Genomic DNA, 26,063 nt, shown 5'->3' on the forward strand with positions numbered 1-26,063 from the left:
CTGCCATGCTCCGGGACACGTACGACGCCGTGTCCCGAGAGCCGATCGGAGCGCATCCCGTGTCCGACCCCGCCGTGTCCGACCCCGTCGCGTCACTCCTCGACGATCTGCGCGACGAGAGCGAGGAAGTCGACCGGCTCGTCGCCGAGTTGGACAAGGCGAGCTGGTCGCTCCCCACCCCGGCGGCCGGCTGGACCGTCGCCCACCAGATCGCCCATCTCAGCTGGACCGACACCGCCGCCCTGCTCGCCGTCACCGACGAGGCCGCCTTCGCCGCGCAGGCCGCGCGGGCGCTCGCCGCCCCGGACTCGTTCGTGGACGAGGGCGCCGAGGCCGGAGCCGTACTGCCGCCGGGCACGCTGCTCACCCGGTGGCGCGAGGGACGCGAACAGCTTCGGCGGGCCCTGCGCTCCCTGCCCGCCGGTGCGCGTTTCCCCTGGTACGGGCCGCCGATGAGCGCGCCGTCGATGGCGACCGCGCGACTGATGGAGACCTGGGCGCACGGCCAGGACATCGCCGACGCGCTCGGCGTACGGCGCGAGCCGACCGCGCGCCTGCGGCATGTGGCGTGGATCGGCGTACGGGCCCGCGACTACGCCTACCTCGTACGGGGCGAGCAACCGCCCGCCGCGCCCTTCCGGGTCGAACTGACCGGCCCCGGCGGGGAGTTGTGGACGTACGGCGCCGAGGACGCCGAGCAGCGCGTCACCGGCCCCGCCCTCGACTTCTGTCTGCTCGCCACCCAGCGCGCCCACCGCGCGGACCTCGCCGTACGGGCCGACGGCCCGGACGCCGACCGATGGCTGGACATCGCGCAGGCGTTCGCGGGACCGGCCGGCCCCGGGCGGGCGGCGAAGACATGACGGCGCCGACCCCGGGTGCGCCGGGCGTCCTGCGGATCGCGAACGCCTCCGGCTTCTACGGCGACCGCTTCGACGCGCTGCGCGAGATGCTCACCGGCGGCCCCCTCGATGTCGTCACCGGTGACTATCTGGCCGAGCTGACCATGCTCATCCTCGGCCGCGACCGGCAGAAGAACCCGGCGTCCGGCTACGCCAAGACCTTTCTGCGGCAGTTGGAGGACGGGCTCGGGCTCGCCCACGAGCGCGGGGTGAGGATCGTGGCCAACGCGGGCGGGCTGAACCCGGCCGGGCTGGCCGCCGCCGTACGCGAACTCGCCGCGCGCGTCGGCGTCCCCGTACGCGTCGCGCACGTCGAGGGCGACGACCTGCTGGCGGCCGGTCACCGGCGCCCGTGGGGCGAGGGCGTGCTCACCGCCAACGCCTACCTCGGCGGGGAAGGGATCGCCGCGTGTCTGCGGGCCGGCGCCGATGTGGTGGTGACCGGGCGGGTCACCGACGCGGCCCTCGTCACCGGGCCCGCCGCCGCGCACTTCGGCTGGGACGCGACTCATCTGGACCAACTCGCCGGAGCCGTCGTCGCCGGGCATGTCCTGGAGTGCGGCACCCAGGCCACCGGCGGCAACTACTCCTTCTTCGGCGCGCACGACGTCCGCCGCCCCGGCTTCCCCCTCGCCGAACTCCACGCCGACGGCACCGCCGTCATCACCAAACACCCCGGCACCGGCGGCATCGTCGACATCGGCACCGTCACCGCGCAGTTGCTGTACGAGACCGGGGGCGCCCGGTACGCGGGCCCCGACGTGACGGCCAGACTCGACACCGTACGGCTCACGCAGGACGGCCCCGACCGGGTCAGGCTCGAAGGCGTACGCGGCGAGGCACCGCCCCCCACGCTCAAGGTCGGGCTGAACCGGATCGGCGGCTGGCGCAACGAGATCGTGTTCGTCCTCACCGGTCTCGACGTCGACGCCAAGGCCGGGCTGGTGAAGGACCAGGTCGCGGACGCCTTCGCGCGCGCCGACCGGGCCCCGGCGTCCGTCCGCTGGGAGCTGGCCCGCACCGACCGGGCCGACGCGGACACCGAGGAGACCGCAAGTGCCCTGCTGCGGCTGGTCGTCCGGGACAGCGACCCCGACGCCGTCGGCCGCGCGGTCAGTGGCGCCGCCGTCGAGCTGGCACTGGGCAGCTACCCCGGTTTCCATGTGACGGCGCCGCCCAGCAAGGGCGCGCCGTACGGCGTCTTCGAGGCCGCGTACGTCGCCGCGGCCGAGGTCCCGCACACGGCGGTACTGCCCGACGGCACCCGCGTACCGGTGCCGACTCCCGTACGGACAAGGGCACTTGAGCCCGTACCACCGCCACCGCTGCCCGACCCGCTCCCCGCCGGGCCCACCCGCCGCGCCCCCCTCGGCCTGGTCGCCGGCGCCCGCAGCGGCGACAAGGGCGGCGACGCCAACGTCGGCGTCTGGGTGCGTACCGACGAGGCGTGGCGATGGCTCGTACACGAGCTGACCGTCGACGCCTTCCGCCAACTCCTCCCGGAGACGGCGGACTTGACGGTCGACAGAAGCGTCCTGCCGAATCTCCGCGCCCTCAACTTCACCGTCCACGGCCTCCTCGGCGAAGGCGTCGCCGCCCAGGCCCGCTTCGACCCGCAGGCCAAGGCGCTCGGCGAATGGCTGCGCTCCCGCCACGTCGACATCCCGGAGGTTCTGCTGTGACCGTGCTCCACTCCGCCCTCGACGTCGCGTCCCCCGAATACGCCGCGCACCGGGCCGAGATGCTGGCCAAGCTCGCCGATCTCGACACCGAGCACGCCAAGGCGCTGGCCGGCGGCGGCGAGAAGTACGTGGCCCGGCACCGTGCGCGCGGAAAGCTCCTCGCCCGTGAACGGGTCGAGCTGCTGCTCGACCCCGACAGCCCGTTCCTGGAGCTGTCCCCGCTCGCCGCCTGGGGCAGTGACTACCCCGTCGGCGCGTCCATGGTCACCGGCATCGGCGTGGTCGAGGGCGTCGAGTGCGTCGTCACCGCCAACGACCCGACCGTACGCGGCGGGGCGTCCAACCCCTGGACGCTGAAGAAGGCCCTGCGCGCCAACCAGATCGCGTACGAGAACCGGCTGCCGCTCATCAGCCTCGTCGAGTCCGGCGGCGCCGATCTCCCCTCCCAGAAGGAGATCTTCATCCCCGGCGGCGCGCTGTTCCGCGATCTGACGCGGCTGTCCGCCGCCGGAATCCCCACCGTCGCGGTCGTCTTCGGCAACTCGACGGCGGGCGGGGCGTATGTCCCCGGGATGTCCGACCACACCGTGATGATCAAGGAACGGTCGAAGGTCTTCCTCGGCGGACCGCCGCTCGTGAAGATGGCGACGGGCGAGGAGAGCGACGACGAATCGCTCGGCGGGGCCGAGATGCACGCCCGCCACTCGGGCCTCGCCGACCACTTCGCGGTGGACGAGCCGGACGCGATCCGCCAGGCGCGCCGGATCGTGGCGCGCCTCAACCACCGCAAGGCGCGGGCGGATCCCGGTCCCGCCGATCCTCCTCAGTACGAGGAGGAGGAGCTGCTGGGCATCGTCCCCGGCGATCTGAAGATCCCCTTCGACCCGCGCGAGGTGGTGGCGCGGATCGTGGACGGCTCGGACTTCGACGAGTTCAAACCGCTCCACGGGCCGAGCCTGGTGACCGGCTGGGCGCGGCTGCACGGCTACCCCGTGGGCGTGCTGGCCAACGCGCAGGGCGTGCTCTTCAGCGCCGAGTCGCAGAAGGCCGCGCAGTTCATCCAGCTCGCCAACCAGCGCGACATCCCGCTGATCTTCCTGCACAACACCACCGGCTACATGGTCGGCAAGGAGTACGAGCAGGGCGGCATCATCAAGCACGGCGCGATGATGATCAACGCGGTCGCCAACTCGACCGTCCCGCATCTGTCGGTCCTGATGGGCGCGTCGTACGGCGCCGGGCACTACGGCATGTGCGGCCGGGCCTACGACCCCCGGTTCCTCTTCGCCTGGCCGAGCGCCAAGTCGGCCGTGATGGGACCGCAGCAACTGGCCGGTGTGCTCTCGATCGTGGCGCGCGGCTCGGCGGCGGCGAAGGGACAGCCGTACGACGAGGACGGCGACGCGGCGCTGCGCGCGATGGTCGAGGCGCAGATCGAGTCGGAGTCGCTGCCCGCTTTCCTGTCCGGGCGGCTCTACGACGACGGGGTCATCGACCCGCGTGACACCCGCACCGTGCTCGGCCTGTGTCTGTCGGCGGTCCACACGGCGCCGGTCGAGGGCGTACGGGGCGGCTTCGGCGTCTTCCGAATGTGAGGCTTGGGATGATCTCAACTCTTCTTGTGGCGAACCGTGGCGAGATCGCGTGCCGGGTCTTCCGCACCTGCCGGGAGCGGGGCATCGGCACGGTCGCGGTCTTCTCGGACGCCGACGCCGACGCGCTGCACGTACGGGAGGCGGACGCGGCCGTACGGCTGCCGGGGTCGGCGCCCGCCGACACGTATCTGCGCGGCGAGCTGATCGTGAAGGCGGCGCTGGCGGCGGGCGCGGACGCGGTGCATCCCGGCTACGGATTCCTGTCGGAGAGCGCCGAGTTCGCGCGCGCCGTGCTCGCCGCCGGGCTGGTGTGGGTCGGGCCGCCGCCGGAGGCGATCGAGGCCATGGCGTCCAAGACACGGGCGAAGGAGCTGATGGCGGCGGCCGGTGTGCCGCTGTTCGCCGCTCTCGACATCGCGTCGGTGACGGACGCGGATCTGCCGCTGCTGCTGAAGGCGGCGGCCGGCGGTGGCGGCCGGGGGATGCGGGTGGTCCGTCAACGGGCCGACCTGGAAGGCGAGTTGGCGGCTGCCTCGGCCGAGGCCCGGTCGGCGTTCGGCGACGGCGAGGTCTTCGCGGAGCCGTACGTGGAACGGGGCCGGCACGTCGAGGTCCAGATCCTCGCCGACGCGCACGGCACCGTATGGGCACTCGGCACGCGCGACTGCTCCTTGCAGCGGCGGCACCAGAAGGTGATCGAGGAGTCCCCGGCGCCCGGCCTGACGGCCGAACTGCGCACCACGCTGACGGACGCTGCGGTCGCGGCGGCGCGGGCCGTGGCGTACCGGGGCGCGGGAACGGTCGAGTTCCTGATCTCGCCCGCGGGCCGCGCGTACTTCCTGGAGATGAACACCCGCCTCCAGGTCGAACACCCGGTGACGGAGGAGGTGTTCGGCCTGGACCTGGTCGCTCTTCAACTCTCCGTGGCGGAAGGCGTAAAGCTCCCCGCCGAGCCCCCGTCCCCACACGGCCACGCGGTGGAGGCCCGTCTGTACGCGGAGGACCCGGCGCGCGGCTGGGCGCCGCAGCCGGGGCGGGTGCACGCGCTGGCGCTGCGGGGCCCGGACGCGTCCCCCCTCGCCGGCCGCCCGCGCCTGCGGGTCGACGCCGGGTACGGGCCCGGGGACGGCGTGGGGGTGCACTACGACTCCATGCTCGCCAAGGTCGTCGCCTGGGCGCCCACCCGGGCCGGCGCCGTCCGGCTGCTGGCCGACGCGCTGCGCCGGGCGCGGATCCACGGCCCCGTCACCAACCGGGAGTTGCTCGTACGGTCCCTGTGCCACGGGGAGTTCGGCGGGGCCGACGGCGCCGGCGGGCAGGCCGACACCGGGTTCTACGAGCGGCACCTCGACGCGCTCACGGAGCCGGAGCCGGAGCCGGACGACGACGGCACGCGGCACGCCGCCCTCGCCGCGGCCCTCGCCGACGCCGTCCGGCGCGGCCACCGCGTCGGCGGCTGGCGCAATCTCCCGTCCCAGCCGCAGACCAAGACGTACGGCGGGCACGAGGTGCGCTACCACCGCACCCGTGACGGATTCCGCGTCGAGGACGACGCGGTGCGCGTTGTCGCCGTCGCACCCGACCGCGTGACCCTCGAAGTCGACGGCGTGCTGCGCCACTTCGACGTGGCGGAGTACGGAGGCGGCGATGTCTTCGTGGACGGCCCCGCCGCCTCGTACCGCCTCCTCGCCCACCCCCGCTTCACCGACCCCCGCACCGCCACCGCGCCCGGCTCACTGCTCGCGCCCATGCCCGGCACCGTCGTACGGATCGCCGACGGGATCGGCGCGGGCAGCGCCGTCACCGCCGGGCAGCCGCTCATCTGGCTGGAGGCCATGAAGATGGAGCACCGCATCGTCGCTCCCGCCTCCGGCACGCTCACCGCGCTCCACGCCGTACCCGGCGCCCAGGTCGAGGTCGGCACGCTCCTCGCCGTCGTCACGGACACCCTCCAGGGGGACACATGAGCATCGTCGAAACGCAGGAACACCAGGACCTCCGCGCCGCCGTCGCGGCCCTCGGCCGTCGCCACGGCCGTGGCTTCGACCGCGACACACTGTGGAGCGAGGCGGGCAAGCTCGGCTATCTCGGGGTCAATCTCCCCGAGGAGTACGGCGGCGGAGGCGCCGGCCTCGCCGAACTCTCCATCGTCCTCGAAGAGTTGGGGGCGGCCGGCTGCCCGCTGCTCCTGATGGTCGTGTCACCCGCCATCTGCGGCACCGTCATCGCCCGCTTCGGCACCGAGGAGCAGAAGCGCGCCTGGCTCCCCGGCCTCGCCGACGGCTCCCGCACGATGGCCTTCGGCATCACCGAACCCGACGCCGGGTCCAACTCGCACCGCATCACCACCACCGCCCGCCGGGCGGACGACCACGACGGCTGGATACTCAACGGCCGCAAGGTCTTCGTCTCCGGCGTCGACATCACCGACGCCACCCTCGTCGTCGGCCGCACCGAGGACGCCAGGACCGGCTCCCTCAAGCCCTGCCTCTTCATCGTCCCGCGCGACGCCCAGGGCTTCCACCGCTCGCGCATCGACATGGAACTCCAGGCGGTGGAGAAGCAGTTCGAGCTGGTGCTGGACGACGTACGGCTGCCCGCCGACGCCCTCGTCGGCGACGAGGACGCCGGACTCCTCCAACTCTTCGCCGGCCTCAACCCCGAACGCGTCATGACCGCCGCCTTCGCCCTCGGCATGGGCCGTTACGCGCTCGACAAGGCCGTCGACTACGCCAAGACCCGCCAGGTCTGGCAGCAGCCCATCGGTGCGCACCAGGCCATCGCGCATCCGCTCGCCCAGGCGCACATCGAGATCGAACTCGCCCGTCTGATGATGCGCAAGGCGGCCCACCTCTACGACACGGGTGACGACGCCGGGGCGGGCGAGGCCGCGAACATCGCCAAGTACGCGGCGGGAGAGGCCTGCGTACACGCCGTCGACCAGGCCGTACACACCCTCGGCGGCAACGGTCTCACCCGCGAGTACGGACTGGCCTCCCTCATCACCGCGTCACGCGTGGCCCGTATCGCGCCCGTCAGCCGCGAAATGATCCTGAACTACGTGTCCCACCAGTCCCTGGGTCTCCCCAAGTCGTACTGAGACAGGTCATTCTGTCCGTCCACGCGTCGAAGGGGCCGTCGTCATGATCTTTCACAGCGAGTACGCGGACGTCGAAGTGGTCGACCGGCCCATCCACGACGCGGTGCTCGGCAGGGCGGCCGAGTTCGGGGACACGGTCGCGCTGGTGGACGGTACCGACGGCGCCACCGTCAGCTACGCCCAACTGGAGCTGTTCCACCGCCGTTTCGCCGCCGGACTCACCGCCGCCGGGCTGCGCAAGGGCGACGTACTTGCCCTGCACAGCCCCAACACCGTCGCGTATCCGGTCGTGTTCTACGGGGCCACCCGCGCCGGGGCCTCCGTCACGACCGTCCATCCGCTGTCCACGGCCGAGGAGTTCGCGAAGCAGTTGCGCGACTCCTCGGCGCGGTGGATCGTCACGGTCTCGCCGCTGCTCGAAGTCGCCCGCAGAGCGGCCGAGTTGGTCGGCGGCATCGAGGAGATCCTCGTCTGCGACCGGGCGCCGGGGCACCGCTCCGTGACCGACATGATCGCCACGGACCAGGAGTCCGACCCCCGGACGCCCGGCGTCGACATCTCACCCGGCGAGGACGTCGCCGCCCTCCCGTACTCCTCCGGCACCACCGCCGCCCCCAAGGGCGTGATGCTCACGCACCGCTCCATCGCCACCAACCTGGCGCAGCTCGACCCCGTCATCCCGATGCGCCCCGGGCACCGCATCCTCGCCGTACTGCCCTTCTTCCACATCTACGGCCTCACGGCCCTGATGAACGCGCCGCTGCGGAGCGGCGCCACCGTCGTCGTACTCCCGCGCTTCGAACTCGACCAGTTCCTCGGCGCGATCCAGACGCACCGCATCCACGGCCTGTACGTCGCCCCGCCGATCATCCTCGCGCTCGCCAAGCACCCGGCCGTCGCCCGCTACGACCTCACCTCGCTCGACTACATCGTCTGCTCCGCCGCCCCGCTCGACTCCCGCCTCGCCGAGGCCTGTTCGGCCCGCCTGGGTCTGCCGCCCGTCCGCCAGGCGTACGGCATGACGGAACTGTCACCGGGCACGCACGTGGTCCCCCTCGACGCCGACAACCCGCCACCCGGCGCGGTCGGCAGACTCCTGCCCAGCACCGAGATGCGCGTCGTCTCCCTGGACGACCCCACCACGGACGCCCCCGCCGGCGGCACCGGCGAAATTCTCATCCGGGGTCCGCAGGTCATGAAGGGCTACCTCGGCCGTCCCGAGGAGACCGCCCACATGATCGACACCGACGGCTGGGTCCACACGGGCGACATCGGCCGCGTCGACGCCGACGGCTGGCTGTTCGTGGTCGACCGGGTGAAGGAGCTGATCAAGTACAAGGGCTTCCAGGTCGCCCCCGCCGATCTCGAAGCACTGCTGCTGACCCACGGGTCGATAGCCGACGCGGCGGTCATCGGCGTCTACGACGAGGACGGCAACGAGATCCCCAAGGCGTACGTGGTCCGCCAGCCGTCGGCGCCCGAACTGACCGAGGCGGACGTGCTGTCGTACGTCGCCGAACAGGTGGCCCCGCACAAGAAGGTGCGCCGGGTCGAGTTCATCGCCGGCGTCCCCCGGGCGGCGTCCGGCAAGATCCTCAGGCGTGAACTGCGCGACCGGGAAGGGCGGTCGGGGCCGACGTGAGTCCCCGCCCTACTTTCCCGCGGCGGACGGCCAGCTGCGCAGGGCCATGTCGGCCACCAGCTGGAGGTCGTCGCGTGCGGCGCCGCCGGCCGCCTGGACGGCGATGCCGTTCGACACGGTCATGAGGTAGCGGGCGAGCAGACCGGGATCGGCGTCGGGGGACAGGTCGCCTTCGTCGACGGCTCGCCGCAGCCGGTCGCGGAGGAGGGAAGTGTGCTCGTCGCGCCAGTCGGTGAGCGTGTCGCGGGCGTTGCTTCCCGGGGCTCCGGCGGCGAGTGAGCCCTGCACGCCGAGACACCCGTTGGGGCAGCCGGGCCGGGTGGTGGCCCGGACGGCGCCGTTGAGGAAGGCGGCGGCCACCCGCCGGGCCGTCGGTTCCCGCATGGCCAGGGCCCCGTACGAGGCAGGGCCCTCGGTGTAGCGCTCCAGGGCCTTGCGGAACAGCTCCTCCTTGTTGCCGAAGGCCGCGTACATGCTGGTACGGGTGATGCCCATGGCCTTGGTGAGCTCGGCGAGACTGGCGCCTTCGTAGCCGTGCTCCCAGAAGACCCGCATCGCTGTTTCGAGCGCCTCGTCGGCGTCGAAGCCCCTCGGCCGGCCGATCGGCGCCTTCTGTCCCGTCTCCATGCCGACGATGATACCTCTTCTGTACCGGTCGGTGCCGAACTTGGTGGTGGTCGTGAGTGGCGGGACCGGCACCCGGGCCGTTCAGCGGTGACCGGCCGGCTGGCGGGGCTGTCGCAGGCGGTCGTGGAGAGCCGCGTAGGCCGTGCATGTGACGGGGACGGTCACGGCCGCGGTGACCAGGATGCCGACGATGACGGGGGCGAGGATCCCGGCGTAGTACGCGGCGAAGAAATTACCCGTCGCGTCTTCCAGGAGGCCACGTACGAAAGGCCGCAGCGGCAGTGCGAACTGCACCACCAGCCGCAGCACCCCGGCGGTGAGCGCGGCCAACGGCAGCGCGAGGGCGACGACGCGGACCACCCCGACACGCGTCCACGTCAACGACCAGGAACGGCGCAGCGCGGCGCGCGGCCCGAGCCCGTGGGCGGCGGCGGCCGGCGCGAGGGCGAGGGCGAGGCGCAGCACTACGGCGACGAACACGGCGACCAGGGGGGAGGCCGCGACGAGCGTGTGGGGCCACGAACCGCGTTCCAGGGGCTGCGGGGTGTCGAGGTGGCTGCCGGTGAGGCTGTCCGCCACATACGCGACGAGCAGCGGCGGCGGCCACACGATCAGCCCGCGCAGCACGTACACACCGAACACCGACCGCAGCCTGCCGGCCGCCTCCGTCCCGACCGCCCGTGAGCACGCGATCTGGATGGCCGCGCTGCCGACGCCGAGGAGAAGCAGAAAGAGCGGGAGCGTGCAGAGGGCGACGAGCACCAGGTCCGTGCTCTCGTGCAGATACGGATCCTCGACGTAGTGGTACCAGGCGCGTTGGTTCCGCATACGCGTGAAGAGGGGCCAGGAGAGCGCGAATATCCCCCCGGTCAACAGCAGCCCGACCACCGCGACCATCCCGACGACCCGCCCCGTGGCCCCCGCCAGCGCCCCCCGGTGCCGCCGCAGGACGCCGAGCGTCGTGATGACGACACCGTGTCGCGGACTCGCGCTCGCGGATGGCACGGTGCGGTCGTGCGGTATGTGCATGAAGTGAGCCTGCGCCTTCCTGATCGACCCCCAAGGAGGACGCGGCCCGGCCCGGACACGGTTCTCCGAACACGCCGCGTTGGGCGCCTGACGCCTCGCTATACGAGACGGCTCCCGCGTACCGGTCTGCGAGAGCCGTCCGCCCGCTCCACCCATGCCGTGTGTGCCCCGGTGGCATCCACCGTGAGCCCGTACTGGTCGACGCCCGGGCGGCCAAGGTTCTCCCAGCGGGCGTACGCGGTGGTGATCTCGTCCCAGAGACGCCGGGGACCGGCCTGGGCGACGGTGAACCGGTCGGCATGGTGTCCGTCGTAATCGACCGTTGCCCAGGACGGCCCGGTTTCGTCAGCCACGTCGAGCCGCGTGGGAGCGTGTTCGCCGCTGGAGTCCCAGGCGAAACAGGCTCCGGGGACGGCGAGGCCGATGTGGAACTCCGCGTTGAGATCTCCGCCGGCGACGGCCCACGGCGACAAGGCCGAGGACGCCACCTGCTCGGGCTGCCCGCCGTCGGCAGCGGCCACGGCCGCCGACGGGACGGGGTCCCGCATCGGCATGAACGAGGCGAAGCCGTGGAACCGGCCTTCGCTGCCGCGGCCGTACGGTGCCGTCGTCAGTACCAGCGTGCCGTAACCGCCGCACCAGGCGGAGTTCCACGGGGTGACGATGCGTCCGCCCGGTTCTGTCTGTGCCGGCCAGGCCGGCGGGATCCGGTCGACCGAGAACGTGGCGATGATCCGCTCGTACGGAGCCCCGGCGGACCAGCCGGCCCCGGCGTCACCGCGCACCACCTCCGGCGTGTGGCCGACAGCCTTCAGATTCCGCTCCGCACGCGCCGCGAGCGTGGGATCCAACTCGACGGTGGTGACGGCCCGATCGCCGCAGAGCCGGCAGAGGAGGGCCGCGTTGAACCCGGTGCCCGCGCCCAGTTCGAGAACTCGGCGCCCCGCCGCATCACCGTCCAGGCCGTCCAAGCCCGCCAGGGCGAGCATGCGGAGCACCACGGAGGGCATGGACGCGGACGACGTCGGCACACCGTCGGTGAGCTGCGTGACGAGCGGCGCGTCCGAGTAGGCAGCGCTCAGCCACTCGTCCGGGGCCGTGGCCCGGTCGCACGGCCGGTAGCCGCCCTTCCCGTCGCGCAGCCAGACGCGATCAGGAAGAAACAGATGCCTCGGGACCGCGCGCACAGCCCGGTCGAAAGCGGGCGCCAGCGGTCTGTCGAGGTGGTCCACTTCGACCACCTCGGCAAGGAGCCGCTCGGTGTGGGCGGCCAACACCGCTGCTGCGCTCACCGCACCTACTTCCTGTCTGGGGCTACATCGTGCCGTAACGGACGGGGGTGGGGATAACCCCCGGTCAAGTCTGCGCTGAACCCCATCGCGCCCGCCCCACCCCTCAGCGAGGCTCATACGCATACGACGTCGACCGCGTCGTGCGAACTGTTCACGGGGAGCCGGGATGAAGCGTGTGCATCGGGTGTTGGTGACGGCGACGGCCGCGTTGGCGGTGATCGTGGCGGGCACCGCCGCCTCCGCCGCGCCTGGTGAGCGCGGCGCGGATCGGCAGGCGTTGCAGAAGCGGCTGGACGAAGTCGTGGACACCGGCGCCGTCGGGGCACTGGTGGAGGTGCGGGACGAGCGGGGGGTGTGGCGCGGGAGCAGTGGGGTCGCCGAGTTGGGGGCGGAGCGGGCCGTGCCGGTCCGGGGGCATTTCCGGGTCGGCAGCATCAGCAAGACCTTCGTCGCCACCGTCGTGCTGCAACTCGTCGACGAGGGCGAGTTGGGGCTGGACGACACCGTCGAGTCGTGGCTGCCCGGAGTCGTGCCGGGCGGCGAGGGCATGACCGTGCGGCAGCTGCTCAACCACACCAGTGGGGTGTACGACTACGTCAGCACCCTGCCGATGCCACCGGGCGCGGAGTTCGTACAGAACCGCTGGCGGACCTGGACCCCCGACGAGTTGGTACGGCGCGCGGTGGCCAACCCGCCCTCCGTCGACCCGCCGGGGTCGGGCTACTCGTACTCCAACACCGGCTACATCCTCCTCGGCCAGATCATCGAGAAGGCGACCGGCCGCTCGTACGCCGACCAGATCGAGCGACGGATCATCGAGCCGCTGCGGTTGAGCGGGACCTCGGTGCCGGGGACGTCCCCGCGCGTTCCCCGGCCACACCCGCGCGCCTATCTGCCGGTCGAGCCCGGCGGTACGACGCACCCCACCGACTACACGGAGATGAACCCGTCCGTGTTCGGCGCGTCCGGCGAGATGATCTCCACAACCCGCGACCTCAACCGCTTCGTCGCCGCCCTGCTCGACGGGACTCTGGTGCCCGGCCGGCTGCTGGACGAGATGAGGGAACCGGGCGTCGAGAGCGCGACGTACGGGCTCGGGCTGGACTGGTTCGACACCACGTGCGGGATCCGTGTGTACGGCAACGACGGCGACGCCCTCGCGTACCAGGCCTGGTCGTACTCCACCGATGACGGCCGCCGCCAGGCCACGATCGGCCTCACCTCCAACCGCCCCGCCGACCCGACGCCCGCGGTCCACGCACTCCTGGACGACGTCTTCTGCGACTGAGCACCCGAACCGCCCGGACCGGAACCTGTAAGCCCGGAAGGACGACCCTCCGCCTGCGGTCCTTCCCTGAGATCTCGGCAGTCCCGCACGCAGCAGCTCTGGCACCGTAACCCTGCTTGCAGCAGCGCTACTTGGACCGGCAGGTCGAGCGCATGGATTCCGTTGGGGAAGGGATTCGCCGAGGGTTCCCCCTTGAGGTCGACGAAGGAGCGATGAATGCGGCCCGCTCGACCTGCCGAACCAAGAGGACATGCTTGGCTCCCACGTTGTGGACAAACATAGACGGATAGGCAGTTGGAGCAGAGGCTGAGAGCCCAGCAGATCGTCAGACCTTCCGGTATCAGACCCGAGGCCGGTTTCGTCGTTCGAGAGCCTTGCGAGCGCGCAGCGCTATACTCAGGCCGCCGTGGACGATCCTTCGAATCAGAGGAAGGTCGACAATTGGCTTGCGGGCAATCCCAGACCCAACTCGTCACGCTTACTCCTTCTGGCAACGAATGACGTCGTCGGCAGGTCGTGGGACCGAGGCGACCCCGCAGCGCGTGACGCGCACTTCCGAAGAACTGGGGTAATGCCCGTGACTCAGGCCGACGAGGCATCGTGGAGTCGTTCCTTGCAGAATCTCTTCGGAGAGGACATGTTCGCGGCTGTCGGCGCGCGGGTGAACGATGATTGGCGGCTGGATGCCCTTGATGTCATGCAGTTGAAGACAGTTGATCCCCGTGGCTGGTTGAGACTGGTCAAGGCGGAGGGAGGGCGGGACTACGGCACTGGTTCGGAGAATCCCTTCATTGCTGTCACTCCTGCCGATTTTGACTCGGTCTTCCCGGTGGCCAGGACGGGCGCGGGACAGATCATGGTCACTCTCCTCGGTGAGTGGTTCCAGGTGGAAGATATTCCAGAATTCGCCGCACGAGAGGCCGAGTTGACTTCTCATGCGAGAGTGATTCTGGAACGGTTTGGAGAGGATGCGCTGTTCTTCACCAATGCGACGCCGGCGCGAGAGAATCCCCATGCCGACATGTTTCGCCGGGAAGGCGCCTATGAGGGTTTCACCGGGCATGTAATTGACTGTGGCGTAATCGCCCTCTCCGCCGCGGAGGTCGGCATCTTCTGGGGCTTTACGATCGACTGAGGTTGCAATTGTGCGTACTCGTTCCGCCACCTACCCTGATCGCGCGATCGCACAGTGGTGTACCCAGCAGGTCGTGACGTGCAACGAGCAGGCCGTGAATCGCTGGCTGGCCCAGGGCACGCGGACCCGGCTCACCGTCGAGGCCGCCTGGCCAACGAGTGAGGTGCCCGTCGGGCGCGTATTGCTGGGGGCGATGATGCTCGCCGGGCGGAGGTCGAGCCGCCCGCGTCATTCTCGGCGGAAGCCTGGCTTCGGACGGTGGCGGAGTATCTCGCGACGGCCCGGCCCGATTACGGAAAGTGAGCCACACCGTTCCGGCGGGCCTCCTTCCTCTGTGACTGTCCGCCCGGACCGGGCGGACCGGCGAGCCCGGTGCGCGGAATGGAATCATGCATGCGCGCTTGATTGATTCGATGGGCGCTGCCACTCTCTGAACCTCCCACCGAACCGGGGGACCGCCAAAGGGAGAAGGAAAGCACGTGGCGCTCGTCACGACCGCGCACGAGCGCGGCATCACCACCCTGACCTTGGACGCGCCCGCCAAGCGCAACGCGCTGTCGGCGCGGCTCGTCGGGGAGTTGGGGGAGGCGTTCGGGCGGTGTGCCAAGGATGCGGAGGTGCGGGCCGTCGTGATCAGTCACACCGGGTCCACCTTCTGCGCGGGCGCCGATCTGAAGGAGCCGCCGAATCCGTACACCTTCGTCGCGCTCCTGCGGCAGATCGTGGAGCACCCCAAGCCCGTCGTCGCCCGTGTCACCGGCCATGTGCGGGCCGGGGGGCTCGGGCTGCTCGGGGCGTGCGACATCGTGATCGCGTCCAGCGACTCGGACTTCGCCTTCACCGAGGTACGGATCGGTGTCGCGCCCGCCGTGATCTCCATGCCGCTGCTGCCCCGGATGTCGCCGCGCGCCGCCGCCCGGCACTACCTCACCGGGGAGACGTTCGGCGCGGCCGAGGCCGTGACCGACGGGCTCGTCACCGAGGCCGCCGACGACGTGGACACCGCGCTCGGTCCGGTCCTGGACGCTCTGCGCCGGGGCTCGCCGCAGGGCCTCGCCGAGTCCAAGAAGCTGCTCTCCGCAGGGGTGTTGGAGACCTTCGACCAGTACGCGGAGGATCTCGTACAGCGCTCGGCGTCCCTCTTCGCCACGGCCGAGGCCCGCGAGGGCATGTCCGCGTTCCTCGAACGGCGGGACGCGCCATGGGTGCGCTAGCCGCGCCCAAACAGGACCGCAGCCGCGCCACCCGCCTGCGGCTGCTGGAGGCCGCCGTCGCCTGCCTCGCCGAGCACGGCTGGGCCGGCTCCACCGTCTCCGTCGTCGCCGAGCGCGCCGGGGTGTCGCGCGGCGCCGCGCAGCACCATTTCCCCACCCGCGAGGACCTGTTCACGGCGGCAGTCGAGTACGTCGCCGAGGAACGCTCCACCGCCCTGCGCGCCCTCGCGCCGACCGGTCCCGGCCGCCGTCGCGAAGTGGTCGAGGCGGTCGTCGCGCTCTACACCGGGCCGCTGTTCCGGGCCGCGCTCCATCTGTGGGTCGCCGCGTCCGACGAGGACCAACTGCGGCCCCGCGTCACCGAACTCGAGGCGCGCGTCGGCCGCGAGGCCCACCGGATGACCGTCGAACTGCTCGGCGCGGACGAGTCGGTGCCCGGCGTACGCGAGACGGTCCAGGGCTTGCTGGACATGGCACGTGGCCTGGGCCTGGCCACACTGCTGACGGACGACACACAGCGGCGGAACAGGGTGGTGGCGCAGTGGGCGAGAATCCTGGACACGGTGCTGGCGGCGGGCTGACGAGGGCGGCGGTCGCGGTGGACGGTGTGTTCGTGATCGTCGCGGTCGGGCTCGTGCTGATGGCGGCCGGGGCGATCTGGAAGGGGAAGGTACGCGAGCCGTATCTGCGCGTCCGCGCGCAGGACGTCAAGTACCGCCGGCTGCCCCGCGATCTGCGCCGGTCCGCCGACATGGCGATAGCGGCGGCCCGCCACGCGGCGGCGGCCGACGAACCGGCGATCATCAGGGTGGACGACGTGCTGACGGTGGCCGCCGAGCACTTCGGGCACGGCGCCGTCTCCCGCGAATCGGCGGCGGGCGCGCTGCGGGAGCGGTACGAGCGCAACCGCTGCCACGCGGACTGTGTGACGGACGCGTTCGACGAGCGCTGGGGGGTGGGCTGACGCGGCCCTCCCGGTGCGGCACCGGGAGGGCCGTGCCGTCACGCGATCGCGTCGTAACCCTCGATCTCGCGCGGGTCCCGCGACCCCGGCCCCACATACCGCGCCGACGGCCGCACCAGCCGCCCCGTCCGCTTCTGCTCCAGGATGTGCGCCGACCAGCCCGCCGTACGCGCGCAGGTGAACATCGACGTGAACATGTTCGCCGGCACCTCCGCGAAGTCCAGCATGATCGCCGCCCAGAACTCCACGTTCGTCGCCAGCACCCGGTCCGGGCGGCGCGCGTGCAGCTCTTCGAGCGCCGCCTTCTCCAGCGCCTCCGCCACCTCGTAACGCGGCGCGTCCAGCTCCTTCGCCGTACGCCGCAGAACCCGCGCACGCGGGTCCTCCGCCCGGTACACCCGGTGGCCGAAGCCCATCAGCCGCTCGCCCTTGTCGAGCGCCTTCTTCACCCACGCCGTCGCGTCGCCCGTCCGCTCGATCTCCTCGATCATGCCGAGGACGCGCGACGGGGCGCCGCCGTGCAGCGGCCCGGACATGGCGCCGACGGCCCCCGAGAGGGCCGCGGCGACGTCGGCGCCGGTGGAGGCGATGACGCGGGCGGTGAACGTCGACGCGTTCATGCCGTGCTCGGCCGCCGACGTCCAGTACGCGTCGACCGCCTTCACATGCCTCGGGTCGGGCTCCCCGCGCCACCGGATCATGAAGCGCTCGACCACCGACTCCGCCTTGTCGATCTCGCTCTGCGGCACCATCGGCACGCCCTGTCCGCGCGCCGACTGCGCCACGTACGACAGGGCCATCACGGCGGCGCGCGCCAGCTCGTCGCGTGCCGTCCGCTCGTCGGTGTCGAGCAGCGGTTTCAGGCCCCAGACGGGGGCGAGCATCGCGAGCGCCGACTGCACGTCGACGCGGATGTCACCGGAGTGGACGGGGAGGGGGAAGGGCTCGGCGGGCGGCAGTCCGGGGTTGAAGGCGCCGTCGACGAGCAGGCCCCACACGTTCCCGTAGGACACACGGCCGACCAGATCCTCGATGTCGACGCCCCGGTAACGGAGGGCGCCGCCCTCCTTGTCCGGTTCGGCGATCTCCGTCTCGAAAGCGACGACTCCTTCGAGTCCGGGTACGAAATCGGACATCAGGCGGCTCCTCTGGTGTGACGGACACGGAAGCGTACGGCTGAACCGGACGGCGGCTGACGGCCTACGGCCCGCGGTCCGATGTCAGAAGTTGTCGGCGCCGGCCCGGATCCACGGTCGATCTCGTACGACTCGCGGTCCGGATCGGTCATCCGTTACCACCGTCCTGCCCAGCCCGGACATCGAATCAACCATGCCGCGGCCCCGGTATGTGCGCGAGGATGGGTCGCGTGCCTCACACTCCGTCCTCCGAGAACCCCCAGAACCCCGATCCCGCCGTGATGCGCGCGCAGTACCGCGCCGCCGCGTTCCTGGAGAGCGATCTCGCCGCCACGCCCATGGACCAGTTCGCGAGCTGGTTCAAGGACGCCGCGGCCGGGGGCCTGCACGAGCCGAACGCGATGGTGGTCTCCACCGCGACCCCCGACGGCCGCCCGTCGTCGCGCACCGTACTGCTCAAGGGTTTCGACGAGCGTGGCTTCGTCTTCTTCACCAACTACGAATCCCGCAAGGGCCGGGAGATCGAGGCCAACCCGTACGTCGGCCTTCTCTTCCCCTGGCACGCGCTCGGGCTCCAGGTCGTCGTCACCGGTACGGCGTCCCGCGTCAGCCGCGCCGAGACCGCGGCGTACTTCCGCACCCGCCCGCACGGCTCGCAGCTCGGCGCTTGGGCGAGCGACCAGTCGCGGCCGGTCGGCTCGCGCGAGGAACTGCTCGGGCGGTACGAGGCGCTGGCCGCCCGCTACCCGGGCGAGGAGCCCGTACCGGTACCGCCGCACTGGGGCGGCGTCCGGGTCGTCCCGGAGACGGTCGAGTTCTGGCAGGGGCACGAGAACCGGCTGCACGACCGGCTGCGGTACGTGCGGGAGGACGGCGGCGGCGCGGCGTGGCGGGTGGAGAGGCTCTGCCCGTAAAACCGGGGGAGCTGGCAACGCCGGGTGCCGAGAACGCGGAACGCAGACGACCCGCGCGCTCAGGTTCCTCCGAGGAGGAGCCGGCCGGACTTACCGGCGAGCACGCGGGTCGGGTGACTGCTTGGATTGGGCCGGTGGTTCACCGGCACCGCACGTGTGCGACGACGGGCGTCAGCCCGCAGCCACCTCACTTGTCCGGATTGAAATCACTTCCGAACCACCTCCCTTCTAGTGTGCTCACCACCCTAGGAAGTGGTTCCGCGCCCCACAAGTGATTATTTGGATTTCCACCGCACAACGATTTCGGCGAACGAGCTGTGTGCTGGGTCACCCTGGAGTTGAATGATCGTAGGTATGACCGAGCAGGCGGCAGGGGGTGCCAAGGTTGAGTGCTTCCCGGAGTGAGACCACTCGCCCGCCCGGCTCCGACGGACCGGAATCCGGCGCGGCAGACGCGGTGGGTCCGGACGGCGGGCCCGGGGCGGATCTGCTCGCCGCGCTGCTCGACGGGATGGACGCGGCGCTCTGCGCGTTCGACGCGGACGGCGTGATCACGCACTGGAACCGCGAGGCCGAGCGGATACTCGGCTGGTCCGCCGACGAGGCCGTCGGCCGGCGTGGCTTCGCCGGCTGGGCCGTGCGCAGCGCCGACGCCGACGAGGTGCATGGGCGGCTGATGTCGGCGATGGGCGTGCCGGGGCGGCTGGTGCACGAGTTCGCGCTGCTGCGCAAGGACGGCAGCCGGGTCCTCGTACGGACCCAGTCGGCCGGCGTACGCGGGGCGGACGGCAGTCCCGCCGGTGTCTACTGCGCGTTCAGCGAGGTGCACGCGCAGATCGATCTGGAGCGGTCCATCGCGCTCAGCGAGGCGCTGTTCGAGGACGCGGTGTGGGGCGTGGTCCTGGTCGACGTGGATCTGCGGCCGACCGTCGTGAACGGGCACGCCGCGCGTGCGCTCGGCGCGCGCCCCACGGCGCTGCTCGGGCGTCCTCTCGGCGAGACCGTCGTCCAGGGTGTGGAGGAGCTGGAGGGCGCCCTCCAGCACGTACTGGCCGAAGGCGCGCCGCGCGCGCTCGCCGAGCTGTGGGTGACGCTGCGCACGGCCGACGGGGGCGAGCGGCGGCGCTGCTGGCGCAGCGGCTTCCTCCGGCTGGCCTCCCCGCTCGCGGAGGAACCGGTGCCGCTGGGTGTGGGCTGGCTGTTCCAGGACGTCACGGAGGCGAAGCTCGCTGCGCAGGAGGCGGACAAGCTGCGCTTCCGCTCCAGCCAGCTGCACCGCGCGGGGCGGGCCGCGGGCGAGTGCGAGAGCCCGATGGAGGCGGCGACGGTCTGTCTTGACTTCGCGCTGGTGGGCTTCGCCGACCACGCGCTGATCGATCTGGTCCTGCGCGAGCCGGCACCGGCTGCCGGCGGTACGGGCGTGGGCGCGGGTGCGGGTACGTCGACCGGGGACCTGTTGCCGGCCCGGCTCGTACGGGTGGCGGCGACGCCGGGCGGTTCCGTCGGGCCCTGCCAGCCGGTGTCGGCCGGCGGCATACCCGTGCGGTACCGGGAGGGCCACCCGGCCCTCCAGGCGGTGGCCCGCACGGGCTCGGTCCGCGCGAGCGCGCCCTCGGGGACCTCGACCACCCCGACCTGGTCGGTCTCCCGCCAGTGGCCGCCCGACTCCGTGCACGCGCTCTGCACGGTGCTGCGGAGCCGGGGCAGGACCCTGGGCGTGGTCACGTTCCTGCGAGGCGCCAGCCGCCCGTCGTTCGAACGTCCGGACGCGGTGTACGCGGAGGATGTGACGGCCCGGATGGCGGCCTCGCTGGACCTGCTCCAGTCGGAGACGTAACGGCCCGCTGGGTCCGTCCGCCGCGCGGGGACGACCGGTCGGGCGCGGCTTGGCCTGGCCCGGCCTGGCGTTAGTGTCGGTAGAAGATCCGGTCCCCGTACTCCGTCATGACGCGCCCGTTCCACTCGTGCCCGCCGTCCACGTTCCCCGACCGCAGCATCGGCGGTTCGAGGCCGCGCTCGACCAGGTCGCCCGCCGCCGTCGCCACCATCGCCTGCATCAGCGCGCTCGTCACGACGGTCGACGCGGGGGCGAAGGGCGCCTCGATGCCGGTCGCCGACAGTTCCGCGTCGCCCACCGCGATCTTGCTGTCGAGGACGACGTCGCAGTGGTCCTTGAGGTAAGTGCCCGTCACATGACGGGACTTGGTCTCCGTCGCGTACGCCACCGACGTCACCCCGATCACCTTCAGGCCCAGCGCCCGCGCGTTCAGCGCCATCTCCACGGGAAGCGCGTTGCGACCGGAGAGCGAGATGATCACGAGCACGTCGCCGGCCGTCGCGGGGCTGGAGTCCAGTACGGCGCTCGCGAGGCCGTCGACCCGCTCCAGGGCCGAGCCGAGCGTCGCGGGCATGACGTCGACGCCCATCACGCCGGGGACGTTGAGCAGATTCATGAGGGCGAGACCGCCCGCGCGGTAGACGACGTCCTGGGCGGCGAGCGAGGAGTGGCCGGCGCCGAAGGCGAAGACACGGCCGCCGGCGGCGACGGTGTCGGCGATCGCCTTCCCGGCCGCCGCGATGTTCGCGGCTTCCTCGTCGCGTACGCGCTCCAGAAGACCGATCGCGGCGCCGAAGAACTGACCGGCCAGCGTGCTCTCGCTCATGGAGAGACCCTTCCGTAGGGGCGGGAGATAAGGGCGGAAAAGAGGGCTGAACAGGGGTTGAACAAGGGGCTGAACAGAGGGTGGAACGGGGCGGGAACGCCTGTGCCGCGGATCACGTTGCGGTCTGGACCTTTACCGTGTCAATACGGCTTCGTCTTCGGCGGCTTCCCGCGCGGCACGGTTGTCAGTGCGATGCGTCAGAATTGAGCAGGGGCCAGCGCACGGTTGTTTTCATGTCACAGCATCGAGGGGCACGTATGTCCGGACTGATTGACACCACGGAGATGTATCTCCGCACCATCCTCGAACTCGAAGAGGAAGGTGTGGTCCCCATGCGCGCCCGGATCGCGGAGCGGCTGGATCAGAGCGGGCCCACGGTCAGCCAGACCGTGGCCCGCATGGAGCGGGACGGCCTGGTGCAGGTCGCGGGCGACCGGCATCTGGAGCTGACGGAGGAGGGACGCAGACTGGCGACGCGCGTGATGCGCAAGCACCGCCTCGCCGAGTGTCTGCTGGTCGACGTGATCGGCCTGGAGTGGGAGCAGGTGCACGCGGAGGCCTGCCGCTGGGAGCACGTGATGAGCGAGGCGGTGGAGCGCCGGGTGCTTGAGCTGCTGCGGCACCCGACGGAGTCGCCGTACGGGAATCCGATCCCGGGCCTGGAGGAGCTGGGCGAGACGAGTGTCGCGGATCCGTTCCTCGACGGGAGCATGGTCAGCCTGGCCGATCTGGACCCGGGCACCGAGGGCAAGACCGTCGTGGTGCGGCGGATCGGTGAGCCGATCCAGACCGACGCCCAGCTGATGTACACGCTGCGACGGGCGGGCGTGCAGCCCGGTTCCGTGGTGAGTGTGACGGAGTCGCCGGTCGGCGGGGTGCTCGTGGGCAGCAGCGGGGAGGCCGCGGAGCTGGACTCCGAGGTCGCGTCGCACGTCTTCGTCGCGAAGCGCTGAGCACCTGCTGAACAGGCGCCAAGTCGGCGCTGATCAGGCGCTGAGCGGGAGCTGAACCCGGGGCCGGGGTCCCGGGGCGCGTCGGTACGGTCGTGCCTGGCGGGGCTGTTGAGCCCGTCGGGCCGTTCCGGCATGACCGTCGTCGGCTGCGGAGAGTATTCCTTCGGCAACGGAGAATACGAATTCCCGGCGGAATGGCAGCGGTCGGGCGATTCGCGTGCCAGGCTGGCTCGGGGGCATATGACCTGAGGGCAGCCGGTCGCGGACCTCGTCCCGCGGCCGAGGAGGGAGCGGGGCTGTGCGCCTGATGCTTGATGCTGTCGCAGTGGATGTCGTCGTGGACGTCGTCCTGGATGCCGGCGCGATGGCTGCCGGGGTGATCGCTGCCGGAGCCGGTGGGCCCGCCGCCTCGCACGGCAAGGGCCCCGGCGCTTTGTGGCGCCGGGGCCTGTCCTCCCCTGTCCCGACCCGGAGCCCCGAGCTCCCAGGGTCGGTCCCCACGGATCCTCATCCCCGAGTGATCCGCCTCCCGCAGAAGATCTCCCCCCAGGCGCTTCGGCCAACCCTTGGGCACGGTCACTCGAACGAGCGGTGTTGCGCGCGGGAAGCGAGTTCTCGAACGAGAGTTCGATAGTCTGAGGGAGTTGTACGAGGACCGTACGAGGACCGCACGACCGAACGGCACGTAATCGGGCCGGTGCCATCGGACTCGACCACTCAGGACCGAAGGGGGTGCCAGGACACATGATGCGACGCGTCGATGTGACCGGATTCGACGGGCTGCGGCTTGCGGCCTGGGAGTTCACGGACCAGCCCAAGGAGCGGACCGAGGCCGGGCGCACCCCCGGTGTGCTGCTGCTCCACGGCCTGATGGGCCGCGCCTCGCACTGGACGTCCACCGTGCGGTGGATGTCCGGGCGGCACCGCGCCGTCGCGCTCGACCAGCGGGGCCACGGCCGCAGCGACAAGCCGCGCGAAGCGCCGTACACCCGCGAGGCGTATGTGTCGGACGCCGAGTCCGCGATCGAACAGCTCGGCCTCGCGCCCGTCACCCTCGTCGGCCACGCGATGGGCGCGCTCACCGCCTGGCAGCTCGCGGCCAAACGCCCCGACCTGGTCAGGGCGTTGATCATCTGCGACATGCGGGCGTCCGCGCTGGGTGCGGCGTCGCAGCGTGATTGGGACGACTGGTTCGGCACCTGGCCGGTGCCGTTCGCGTCGCTCGCCGACGTACGGAAGTGGTTCGGCGAGGACGATCCGTGGCTGGAGCGGCCGAATCCGCGCCGGGGCGAGTTCTTCGCCGAGGTGATGACCGAGCGCTCCGACGGCTGGTGGCCGGTCTTCTCCCGCCGTCAGATGCTCACCTCCCGCGCGACGTGGGTGCATGACGCGCACTGGGAGGAGCTGGCCCAGGTCCGGTGCCCCACGCTGGTCGTACGGGGCCTGGACGGCGAGTTGGGCCGCGCGGAGGCACAGGAGATGGTGCGGGTCCTGCCGCGCGGGCAGTACGCGGAGGTGGACGACGCGGGCCATCTCGTGCACTACGCGCGGCCGGACGCCTGGCGCGCCGCGATAGAGCCGTTCCTGGACGGCGCGTTGACGCCCTAGGAGGTGTCAGGCGGCCGAGTTGCCGGTGAGTCGGTCCGGGGTGATGCGGATCGTGACGCGTACGGCCTCGGGCGGCAGCCGCAGGTACTCCTCACCGGCGCCGGGGCCCGAGTACTTCTCCGCGAGTGCGACCGCCGTCCGCCTGCCGATGTCCTCGGAGACGGTGGCCGTGCCGCGTACCTCCACATACCGCTGCGGGTCCGCCAGGTCGAACACGCTGAGACTGACGCGCGGTTCGGCTTCGGCGTTCGTCGCCTTGCGCCGGCCCGCCTGCGAGGAGATGACCAGGTCGTCGCCGTCGGTGCCGACCCAGACCACGGAGGACTGCGGGCTGCCGTCCGGGTTGATGGTGCACAGGACGGCGTAGTTGCGGCCGTCGAGGATCTTCCGGGCGGCGTCGCTCAGGGGAATGGTCATACCGGCGAGTCTAGGGGCAGCTCGGCAGCGTGACGCGGGCTGTCAGGCCGCCGCCGGGGTTCGCCCGCGCGCTCGCCTCGCCCCCGTGCGCCCGCGCGACGGACGCCACGATCGACAGCCCCAGACCCGCGCCCTCGCCCGGCGCGTGCAGACGGGCCCGTGCGCGGCGGAACGGCTCGAACAGCAGCGGTACGGCCTCCGGCGCGACCACCGGCCCCGTATTGACGACCTCCACCCCTCGCGGGCCCACATCGACCCGGACCGTGCCGCCGGGGTGGTTGTGGCGCAGGGCGTTGGAGACCAGATTGTGGACGAGATGGTCCAGCAGGACGGCGTCGCCCTCGACCGTCACCGGCCGTGTCGTCAGCTCGACGGTGATGGACCGGGCCTTCGCGTCGGCCTCCAGCGCCTCGGTGACCGCCGCGCCTATCTCGTCCAGCGCGACCCGCTCCCTGCGGCGCAGCCCCTCGTCGGAGACCGCGAGCAGCAGCAGGCCCTCGATCAACTGCTCACTGCCGGCGGCCGTGTCGATGAGCTTGGCCCGGATCCGGGCCACCTTCTCGGGCGCCGGATTGTCCGCGAGCCCGATCTCGGCCGCTGCCCGTTGCACGGCGAGCGGGGTGCGCAGCTCGTGGGCGGCGTTGGCGGCGAAGCGCTGCCGGGAGGAGACCAGCTCCTCGATACGGTCCAGCATCCCGTCGAAGGTGTCGGCCAGCTCCTTGAGTTCACCGGGCGGCGCCTTCAGCGCGAGGCGTTCGTGCAGATTGCTGCCGGAGAGCCGCCGGGCCCGTGCCGTGATCACGCCGACCGGCCGCAGCACCCGGCCCGCCATCCACCAGGCGAGGGCGACGGAGAGCGCGGAGTACGCGCCGAGGGAGATCCCGGAGACCGTGAGCAACTGGCTGAGGGCGGCGTCCCCGGCCGCGGTGGTGACCTTCTGCGCCACCGTGTACTGCTGGGTTTCGGCCAGGGAGCCCATCATCAGTTCGTCCGCCCGGTAGGCGGGGACGGTGGCATCGGCGTCCAGCACTCCGGCAGGGACGGTCGGGACCACGGCCGACATCAGATTGGCGTACAGGGTCTCACTGACCAGCAGATAGACGACTCCCATCAGCAGGATGCCCGCCAGCACCAGCAGTCCGCCGTACAGCCCGGTCAGCCGGGCCCGCTCGCTCTTCACCGGGCGTCCTCCGCGCCGGTCGGAGCGCCGCTCGAAGAACCGGTCGGAGGGTGGCCGGAGATGCGGTAGCCGGCCCCGGGGACGGTTTCGATCACCGCCGGAGCGCCCAGCTTGGCGCGGAGCTTGGACAGCGTGACCCGGACCGCGTTGGTGCGGTAGCTGGTGTCCTCCTCCCACACCTCCTCGATGAGATCGTCACCGCTGACGACGGCGCCCTCGGCGCGCAGCAGGGTCTCCAGCACGGCGAACTCCTTGCGGGACAGGGCCAGATAGCGGCCGTCGCGGCAGACCTGGCGGCGCGCGGTGTCCAGCGTCAGCCCGGCCCGCTCCAGCACCGGCGGCAGCGCGGGTCTGGCGCGCCGGCCCAGCGCCAGGACGCGGGCGAGGAGTTCGTCGTACGCGAACGGCTTGGTCAGGTAGTCGTCGGCGCCGAGCCCGAGACCGGCCACCCGGTCGCGTACGGTCCCGGACGCCGTGAGCATCAGGACGCGGGTGAGCAGCCGGGAGCCGACCACCTGCCGGCACACCTCGTCGCCGTGCAGGCCCGGCAGGTCGCGGTCGAGGATCATCACGTCGTACGCGCCGAACCGGAGCCGGTCCAGGGCGGCGTGGCCGTCGAGCGCCACGTCGACGGCGATCGCGTCGCGCCGCAGCCCCTCGGCGACCATCTCGGCCAGGAATTCCTCGTCCTCCACCAGCAGCACTCGCATGGGATCTCTATA

At 71.6% G+C, this 26,063-nt stretch carries 23 protein-coding genes and 1 pseudogene; 16 read left to right on the top strand and 8 right to left on the bottom strand.

What is annotated here, in order from left to right; genetic code table 11:
* Positions 1–74 precede the first annotated feature (74 nt).
* Genes ACFYNU_RS12535 through ACFYNU_RS12560 form a run of 6 tightly spaced genes read left to right on the top strand, consistent with a single transcriptional unit; the run spans position 75 to position 8,921 of the window.
* Entirely contained in the window at positions 75–863 is a 789-nt protein-coding gene (locus ACFYNU_RS12535; protein WP_356587429.1) for a TIGR03084 family metal-binding protein, read from the top strand.
* Positions 860–2,584 (top strand): acyclic terpene utilization AtuA family protein, encoded by a 1,725-nt coding sequence (locus ACFYNU_RS12540; protein WP_356587068.1) that lies wholly within the window; start codon positions 860–862, stop codon positions 2,582–2,584. Before ACFYNU_RS12535 ends, ACFYNU_RS12540 begins: the two co-directional genes overlap by 4 nt.
* Positions 2,581–4,179 carry a carboxyl transferase domain-containing protein gene (locus ACFYNU_RS12545; RefSeq protein ID WP_356587065.1) on the top strand — a complete coding sequence of 533 codons (1,599 nt, stop codon included), beginning with the start codon at positions 2,581–2,583 and terminating at the stop codon, positions 4,177–4,179. Before ACFYNU_RS12540 ends, ACFYNU_RS12545 begins: the two co-directional genes overlap by 4 nt.
* 8 nt (positions 4,180–4,187) lie before the next feature.
* A complete protein-coding gene (locus tag ACFYNU_RS12550; RefSeq protein WP_356587063.1) occupies positions 4,188–6,146 on the top strand; it encodes a biotin carboxylase N-terminal domain-containing protein in 1,959 nt (652 codons plus the stop codon).
* Entirely contained in the window at positions 6,143–7,279 is a 1,137-nt protein-coding gene (locus tag ACFYNU_RS12555) for an acyl-CoA dehydrogenase family protein (protein WP_356587061.1), read from the top strand. Before ACFYNU_RS12550 ends, ACFYNU_RS12555 begins: the two co-directional genes overlap by 4 nt.
* 43 nt (positions 7,280–7,322) lie before the next feature.
* Complete coding sequence (locus ACFYNU_RS12560; protein WP_356587059.1) at positions 7,323–8,921, top strand: 4-coumarate--CoA ligase family protein; 1,599 nt, start codon at positions 7,323–7,325, stop codon at positions 8,919–8,921.
* Positions 8,922–8,930: 9 nt separating this feature from the next.
* On the opposite strand, the gene ACFYNU_RS12565 is transcribed toward ACFYNU_RS12560, so the two are convergent.
* The 3 genes from ACFYNU_RS12565 to ACFYNU_RS12575 all read right to left on the bottom strand — a co-directional run bounded on the left by ACFYNU_RS12565 (position 8,931) and on the right by ACFYNU_RS12575 (position 11,869).
* Positions 8,931–9,548: a TetR/AcrR family transcriptional regulator gene (locus tag ACFYNU_RS12565; protein WP_356587057.1), complete on the bottom strand. Its 618-nt coding sequence runs from the start codon at positions 9,546–9,548 to the stop codon at positions 8,931–8,933.
* Between the two features lie 81 nt (positions 9,549–9,629).
* Entirely contained in the window at positions 9,630–10,577 is a 948-nt protein-coding gene (locus tag ACFYNU_RS12570; RefSeq protein WP_356587055.1) for a hypothetical protein, read from the bottom strand.
* A gap of 98 nt (positions 10,578–10,675) precedes the next feature.
* Entirely contained in the window at positions 10,676–11,869 is a 1,194-nt protein-coding gene (locus ACFYNU_RS12575) for a methyltransferase domain-containing protein (RefSeq protein ID WP_356587053.1), read from the bottom strand.
* A 166-nt stretch (positions 11,870–12,035) separates the two neighbouring features.
* Here ACFYNU_RS12575 and ACFYNU_RS12580 point away from each other — a divergent pair, with 166 nt between their 5' ends.
* The 6 genes and pseudogenes from ACFYNU_RS12580 to ACFYNU_RS12605 all read left to right on the top strand — a co-directional run bounded on the left by ACFYNU_RS12580 (position 12,036) and on the right by ACFYNU_RS12605 (position 16,470).
* A complete protein-coding gene (locus ACFYNU_RS12580) occupies positions 12,036–13,157 on the top strand; it encodes a serine hydrolase domain-containing protein (protein ID WP_356587051.1) in 1,122 nt (373 codons plus the stop codon).
* Positions 13,158–13,734: 577 nt separating this feature from the next.
* Positions 13,735–14,292, top strand: coding sequence for a hypothetical protein (locus tag ACFYNU_RS12585; protein ID WP_356587049.1), 558 nt, complete (start codon positions 13,735–13,737; stop codon positions 14,290–14,292).
* A gap of 10 nt (positions 14,293–14,302) precedes the next feature.
* Positions 14,303–14,503 (top strand): annotated as a pseudogene (locus ACFYNU_RS12590) (hypothetical protein); the annotation flags it as partial.
* A 268-nt stretch (positions 14,504–14,771) separates the two neighbouring features.
* A complete protein-coding gene (locus ACFYNU_RS12595) occupies positions 14,772–15,506 on the top strand; it encodes an enoyl-CoA hydratase family protein (protein ID WP_356587047.1) in 735 nt (244 codons plus the stop codon).
* Positions 15,494–16,087 carry a TetR/AcrR family transcriptional regulator gene (locus tag ACFYNU_RS12600; RefSeq protein ID WP_356587045.1) on the top strand — a complete coding sequence of 198 codons (594 nt, stop codon included), beginning with the start codon at positions 15,494–15,496 and terminating at the stop codon, positions 16,085–16,087. The genes ACFYNU_RS12595 and ACFYNU_RS12600 overlap by 13 nt, the downstream gene beginning before the upstream one ends.
* Complete coding sequence (locus tag ACFYNU_RS12605) at positions 16,048–16,470, top strand: hypothetical protein (protein WP_356587043.1); 423 nt, start codon at positions 16,048–16,050, stop codon at positions 16,468–16,470. The genes ACFYNU_RS12600 and ACFYNU_RS12605 overlap by 40 nt, the downstream gene beginning before the upstream one ends.
* 38 nt (positions 16,471–16,508) lie before the next feature.
* Here the strand turns inward: ACFYNU_RS12605 and ACFYNU_RS12610 are convergent, their stop codons facing one another.
* The gene (locus ACFYNU_RS12610; RefSeq protein WP_356587041.1) at positions 16,509–17,606 is read right to left on the bottom strand and encodes a citrate synthase 2; all 1,098 of its coding nucleotides are present in this window, start codon (positions 17,604–17,606) and stop codon (positions 16,509–16,511) included.
* 281 nt (positions 17,607–17,887) lie between these two features.
* On the opposite strand from ACFYNU_RS12610, the gene pdxH reads away from it, so the two are divergent.
* Both pdxH and ACFYNU_RS12620 read left to right on the top strand, forming a co-directional pair.
* Positions 17,888–18,520, top strand: coding sequence for a pyridoxamine 5'-phosphate oxidase (pdxH, locus tag ACFYNU_RS12615; protein ID WP_356587427.1), 633 nt, complete (start codon positions 17,888–17,890; stop codon positions 18,518–18,520).
* Positions 18,521–18,905: 385 nt separating this feature from the next.
* Positions 18,906–20,357 (top strand): PAS domain-containing protein, encoded by a 1,452-nt coding sequence (locus ACFYNU_RS12620; protein WP_388766028.1) that lies wholly within the window; start codon positions 18,906–18,908, stop codon positions 20,355–20,357.
* 70 nt (positions 20,358–20,427) lie between these two features.
* Here the strand turns inward: ACFYNU_RS12620 and ACFYNU_RS12625 are convergent, their stop codons facing one another.
* Positions 20,428–21,183, bottom strand: coding sequence for an SIS domain-containing protein (locus ACFYNU_RS12625; protein WP_356587039.1), 756 nt, complete (start codon positions 21,181–21,183; stop codon positions 20,428–20,430).
* Between the two features lie 257 nt (positions 21,184–21,440).
* Between ACFYNU_RS12625 and ACFYNU_RS12630 the strand changes: the two genes are divergently transcribed.
* Together ACFYNU_RS12630 and ACFYNU_RS12635 are read left to right on the top strand one after the other, a co-directional pair.
* Entirely contained in the window at positions 21,441–22,136 is a 696-nt protein-coding gene (locus ACFYNU_RS12630) for a metal-dependent transcriptional regulator (RefSeq protein WP_023540875.1), read from the top strand.
* A gap of 744 nt (positions 22,137–22,880) precedes the next feature.
* Complete coding sequence (locus tag ACFYNU_RS12635; RefSeq protein ID WP_356587036.1) at positions 22,881–23,744, top strand: alpha/beta hydrolase; 864 nt, start codon at positions 22,881–22,883, stop codon at positions 23,742–23,744.
* 6 nt (positions 23,745–23,750) lie between these two features.
* Here ACFYNU_RS12635 and ACFYNU_RS12640 read toward each other — a convergent pair whose 3' ends face one another.
* Genes ACFYNU_RS12640 through ACFYNU_RS12650 form a run of 3 tightly spaced genes read right to left on the bottom strand, consistent with a single transcriptional unit; the run spans position 23,751 to position 26,051 of the window.
* Positions 23,751–24,161 carry a PPOX class F420-dependent oxidoreductase gene (locus tag ACFYNU_RS12640; RefSeq protein WP_356587034.1) on the bottom strand — a complete coding sequence of 137 codons (411 nt, stop codon included), beginning with the start codon at positions 24,159–24,161 and terminating at the stop codon, positions 23,751–23,753.
* 10 nt (positions 24,162–24,171) lie between these two features.
* A complete protein-coding gene (locus ACFYNU_RS12645; protein WP_356587032.1) occupies positions 24,172–25,341 on the bottom strand; it encodes an ATP-binding protein in 1,170 nt (389 codons plus the stop codon).
* A complete protein-coding gene (locus tag ACFYNU_RS12650) occupies positions 25,338–26,051 on the bottom strand; it encodes a response regulator transcription factor (RefSeq protein ID WP_356587030.1) in 714 nt (237 codons plus the stop codon). The genes ACFYNU_RS12645 and ACFYNU_RS12650 overlap by 4 nt, the downstream gene beginning before the upstream one ends.
* Positions 26,052–26,063 lie beyond the last annotated feature (12 nt).

Source organism: Streptomyces sp. NPDC006643, assembly GCF_042870175.1.
Classification (GTDB): domain Bacteria; phylum Actinomycetota; class Actinomycetes; order Streptomycetales; family Streptomycetaceae; genus Streptomyces.

What these genes read in the sequence shown, in the direction of transcription:
- ACFYNU_RS12540 (WP_356587068.1), top strand. Translation starts at nt 860, where the DNA reads ATGACGGCGCCGACCCCGGGTGCGCCGGGCGTCCTGCGGATCGCGAAC.
- ACFYNU_RS12550 (WP_356587063.1), top strand. Translation starts at nt 4,188, where the DNA reads ATGATCTCAACTCTTCTTGTGGCGAACCGTGGCGAGATCGCGTGCCGG.
- ACFYNU_RS12555 (WP_356587061.1), top strand. Translation starts at nt 6,143, where the DNA reads ATGAGCATCGTCGAAACGCAGGAACACCAGGACCTCCGCGCCGCCGTC.
- ACFYNU_RS12560 (WP_356587059.1), top strand. Translation starts at nt 7,323, where the DNA reads ATGATCTTTCACAGCGAGTACGCGGACGTCGAAGTGGTCGACCGGCCC.
- ACFYNU_RS12565 (WP_356587057.1), bottom strand. Translation starts at nt 9,548, where the DNA reads ATGGAGACGGGACAGAAGGCGCCGATCGGCCGGCCGAGGGGCTTCGAC.
- ACFYNU_RS12570 (WP_356587055.1), bottom strand. Translation starts at nt 10,577, where the DNA reads ATGCACATACCGCACGACCGCACCGTGCCATCCGCGAGCGCGAGTCCG.
- ACFYNU_RS12580 (WP_356587051.1), top strand. Translation starts at nt 12,036, where the DNA reads ATGAAGCGTGTGCATCGGGTGTTGGTGACGGCGACGGCCGCGTTGGCG.
- ACFYNU_RS12600 (WP_356587045.1), top strand. Translation starts at nt 15,494, where the DNA reads ATGGGTGCGCTAGCCGCGCCCAAACAGGACCGCAGCCGCGCCACCCGC.
- ACFYNU_RS12610 (WP_356587041.1), bottom strand. Translation starts at nt 17,606, where the DNA reads ATGTCCGATTTCGTACCCGGACTCGAAGGAGTCGTCGCTTTCGAGACG.
- pdxH (WP_356587427.1), top strand. Translation starts at nt 17,888, where the DNA reads ATGCGCGCGCAGTACCGCGCCGCCGCGTTCCTGGAGAGCGATCTCGCC.
- ACFYNU_RS12625 (WP_356587039.1), bottom strand. Translation starts at nt 21,183, where the DNA reads ATGAGCGAGAGCACGCTGGCCGGTCAGTTCTTCGGCGCCGCGATCGGT.
- ACFYNU_RS12630 (WP_023540875.1), top strand. Translation starts at nt 21,441, where the DNA reads ATGTCCGGACTGATTGACACCACGGAGATGTATCTCCGCACCATCCTC.
- ACFYNU_RS12635 (WP_356587036.1), top strand. Translation starts at nt 22,881, where the DNA reads ATGATGCGACGCGTCGATGTGACCGGATTCGACGGGCTGCGGCTTGCG.
- ACFYNU_RS12640 (WP_356587034.1), bottom strand. Translation starts at nt 24,161, where the DNA reads ATGACCATTCCCCTGAGCGACGCCGCCCGGAAGATCCTCGACGGCCGC.
- ACFYNU_RS12650 (WP_356587030.1), bottom strand. Translation starts at nt 26,051, where the DNA reads ATGCGAGTGCTGCTGGTGGAGGACGAGGAATTCCTGGCCGAGATGGTC.